This window comes from Pseudomonas entomophila, from assembly GCF_029193575.1.
Taxonomy (GTDB): Bacteria; Pseudomonadota; Gammaproteobacteria; order Pseudomonadales; family Pseudomonadaceae; genus Aquipseudomonas; species Aquipseudomonas entomophila_G.
Genome location: NZ_JARGCS010000058.1, coordinates 1 through 4283, shown reverse-complemented (window position 1 = coordinate 4283; position 4283 = coordinate 1). Strand labels below are relative to the sequence as shown.

Here is a 4283-nt window from a genome sequence, read left to right as displayed (position 1 = left end):
CGGCACTGGATCAACCTGCTGCACGGCATCGTCGCCAATCCTGAAGCGAACGTGGCGGAGCTGCCGTTGCTGGACGCCGAGGAACAGGCGCTGATCGTCGAGCAGTGGAACGACACGGCGGTGACCGATTACCCGCTCGATACCCCGGTGCATCACCTGATCGAACAGCAAGTGCTGGCCACCCCGAATGCCCCGGCCTTGCGCTTTGGCGCGCAGGAACTGAGCTACGTCGAACTCAACCAGCGCGCCAACCAACTGGCGCACCAGTTGATCGCGCTGGGCGTTGGTCCCGAGGTGCTGGTCGGTATCGCCGTCGAGCGCAGCCTGGAAATGGTCGTCGGCCTGCTGGCGATCCTCAAGGCCGGGGGCGCCTATGTGCCGCTCGACCCTGAATACCCCGAAGACCGCCTGGCCTACATGATCGAGGACAGCCGCATTGGCTTGCTGCTGACCCAATCGCACCTGACGCTGCCGTGCCCCGAAGGGCTGCCGTTGCTGGCGCTGGATACCCTGTCGCTCGAAAGCTTCTCGGTAGAAACCCCCGCCGTCGAAGTCGCGCCCGAGCATTTGGCCTACGTCATCTACACCTCCGGCTCCACCGGCAAACCGAAAGGCGCTGGCAACCGTCATCGCGCGTTGACCAACCGCCTGTGCTGGATGCAGCACGCCTACGGCCTGGGCCTTGGCGACACCGTGCTGCAAAAGACCCCGTTCAGCTTCGACGTCTCGGTCTGGGAGTTCTTCTGGCCGCTGATGACCGGCGCCCGTTTGGCCGTCGCCGGCCCAGGCGACCACCGCGACCCACGCCGTCTGGTCGAGCTGATCAACGAACACCAGGTCAGCACACTGCACTTCGTGCCGTCGATGCTGCAGATGTTCCTGCTCGATGAGCAGGTCTCGTCCTGCACCAGCCTGCGCCGCATCGTGTGCAGCGGTGAAGCGCTGCCGGTGGATGCCCAGGACCAGGTCCTGGCTCGCCTGCCGAACGCGGGCCTGTACAACCTGTATGGCCCGACCGAAGCCGCCATCGACGTCACCCACTGGACCTGCCGCGACGAAGGCCGTGACGCCGTGCCGATCGGCCAACCGATCGCCAACCTGCAAACCTATGTGCTCGACGCTGAGCTGCAACCCGTTCCGGCGGGCGTGGTCGGTGAGCTGTACCTGGGCGGCGAAGGCCTCGCCCGGGGCTACCACCGCCGCCCGGCGCTGACCGCCGAGCGCTTCATCACCAGCCCGTTCGGCAGCGGCCAGCGCCTGTACCGCACCGGCGACCTGGCCAGCCAGCGCGCCGATGGCGTGATCGAGTACCGGGGCCGTATCGACCACCAGGTGAAGATTCGCGGCCTGCGGATCGAGCTGGGCGAGATCGAAGCCCGTTTGATGGAGCAGGACGCCGTGCGTGAAGCCGTGGTGCTGGCCATCGATGGCGCCCTGGTGGGTTACGTGGTGCCGAGCGAATGGCAGCCTGAATCGCAAGAAACCCTGCGCGAAGCCCTCCGCGAACCGCTGCGCCAAGCCCTGCCGGACTACATGGTCCCGGCCCAGTTGCTGTTCATCGAGCGCATGCCGCTGAGCCCCAACGGCAAGCTGGAGCGCAAGGCGCTGCCCAAGCCCGACGCCAGCCACGCGCAGAAAGCCTACGTCGCCCCGCGCAGCGCGCTGGAACAGCGCATCGCCGCCATCTGGCAAGAGGTTCTCAAGCTCGACCGCGTGGGCCTCAATGACAACTTCTTCGAACTGGGCGGCCACTCCCTGCTGGCCACCCAGGTGCGCTCGCGCATCCGCCAACAGCTGGACATCGACATCGCCCTGCGCACGCTGTTCGAGCACAGCACCCTGGCCGCCTTCTGCCAGGCCCTGGGCCAGGCCAAGAGCGACGACCGCCCCGCCCTGCTGCCTGCCGCGCGCGACCAGGCGCTGCCGCTGTCCTACGCCCAGGAGCGCCAGTGGTTCCTCTGGCAGTTGCAGCCCGACAGCGCCGCCTACCACATTCCCGCCGCCCTGCGCCTGCGCGGCCCGCTCGACACGGCGGCGCTGGCCACGGCCTTCGACGGCCTGGTCGCCCGCCATGAAAGCCTGCGCACCACCTTCGTCGAGCACGACGGCCAGGCCGTGCAGCATATCGCCGCACCCGCCCCGCTGGTGATCGCGCACGACACCCTGGCGCCTGGCGCCGAGCCGGAACAGCGCATTCGCGACTACGTGCAGGCCCAGGTGCAGCGCCCGTTCGACCTACGCCACGGCCCGCTGCTGCGGGTCAACCTGCTGCGCGTGGCCGAGGACGAACACGTGCTGCTGTTGGTGCAGCACCATATCGTCTCCGACGCCTGGTCGATGCAGGTGATGGTCGAGGAACTGGTGCGCCGCTACCACGCCGCCCGCGACGGCCAGGACGCCGCGCTGCCGGCGCTGGCCGTGCAATACGCCGACTACGCCCTGTGGCAGCGCCAGTGGATGGAGGCCGGCGAACGCGAGCGCCAGCTGGCCTACTGGAAGGCCCGACTGGGCGCCGCCAGCGGCGTGCTGGAGCTGCCCGCCGACCACCCGCGCCCAGCCACCCTGAGCGCCCGTGGCGGGCGCGTGGCACTGGCGCTGGACGCGAAGCTGGGCGAGCAACTGCGCCAGCTGGCGCAGACGCAGAACGTGACCCTGTTCATGCTGTTGCTGGCCTCGTTCCAGGCGCTGCTGCACCGCTACAGCGGGCAAAACGACATCCGCGTCGGCGTGCCCATCGCCAACCGCGACCGTTTGGAAACCGAGCGGCTGATCGGCTTCTTCGTCAACACCCAGGTGCTCAAGGCCGAGTTCAGCGACCGGCAGGCCTTCCTTGACCTGCTGCAACAGGCGCGAGAAGCGGCGCTGGGCGCGCAGCAGCATCAGGAGTTGCCGTTCGAGCAACTGGTCGAGGCGTTGCAGCCGGAGCGCAGCCTGAGCCACAACCCGCTGTTCCAGGCAATGTACAACCACCAGGATGCGGTGCGTCAGGCGGATGCGCTGGCCTTGCCGGGGCTCTCGGTCGAGGCGCTGGCGTGGGATGCCGGGACCGCGCAGCTGGACCTGACCCTGGAAACCCAGGACTCGGGGCAAGCGCTGAGCGCGGTGCTGATCTACGCGAGCGATCTGTTCGAGCGCGCCAGCATCGAGCGCATGGGGCGGCACTGGATCAACCTGCTGCACGGCATCGTCGCCAATCCTGAAGCGAACGTGGCGGAGCTGCCGTTGCTGGACGCCGAGGAACAGGCGCTGATCGTCGAGCAGTGGAACGACACGGCGGTGACCGATTACCCGCTCGATACCCCGGTGCATCACCTGATCGAACAGCAAGTGCTGGCCACCCCGAATGCCCCGGCCTTGCGCTTTGGCGCGCAGGAACTGAGCTACGTCGAACTCAACCAGCGCGCCAACCAACTGGCGCACCAGTTGATCGCGCTGGGCGTTGGCCCCGAGGTGCTGGTCGGTATCGCCGTCGAGCGCAGCCTGGAAATGGTCGTCGGCCTGCTGGCGATCCTCAAGGCCGGGGGCGCCTATGTGCCGCTGGATCCTGAGTACCCCGAAGATCGCCTGGCCTACATGATCGAGGACAGCCGCATCGGCTTGCTGCTGACCCAATCGCACCTGACGCTTCCGTGCCCCGAAGGGCTGCCGTTGCTGGCGCTGGATACCCTGTCGCTTGAAAGCTTCTCGGTAGAAACCCCCGCCGTCGAAGTCGCGCCCGAGCATTTGGCCTACGTCATCTACACCTCCGGCTCCACCGGCAAACCGAAAGGCGCTGGCAACCGTCATCGCGCGTTGACCAACCGCCTGTGCTGGATGCAGCACGCCTACGGCCTGGGCCTTGGCGACACCGTGCTGCAAAAGACCCCGTTCAGCTTCGACGTCTCGGTCTGGGAGTTCTTCTGGCCGCTGATGACCGGCGCCCGCCTGGCCGTCGCCGGTCCTGGCGACCACCGCGACCCACGCCGTCTGGTCGAGCTGATCAACGAGCACCAGGTCAGCACGCTGCACTTCGTGCCGTCGATGCTGCAGATGTTCCTGCTCGATGAGCAGGTCGCCTCCTGCACCAGCCTGCGCCGCATCGTGTGCAGCGGTGAAGCGCTGCCGGTGGATGCCCAGGACCAGGTCCTGGCTCGCTTGCCGAACGCGGGCTTGTACAACCTCTACGGCCCAACCGAAGCCGCCATCGACGTCACCCACTGGACCTGCCGCGACGAAGGCCGCGATGCCGTGCCGATCGGCCAACCGATCGCCAACCTGCAAACCTACGTGCTCGACGCTGAGCT

The 4283-nt window shown here is 67.5% G+C and carries 1 protein-coding gene; it reads left to right on the top strand.

Features of this window, described 5'->3' with window-relative positions; genetic code table 11:
• The coding region (locus P0Y43_RS26575; protein ID WP_275640237.1) for an amino acid adenylation domain-containing protein at positions 1-4283 on the top strand (4283 nt) is incomplete at both ends.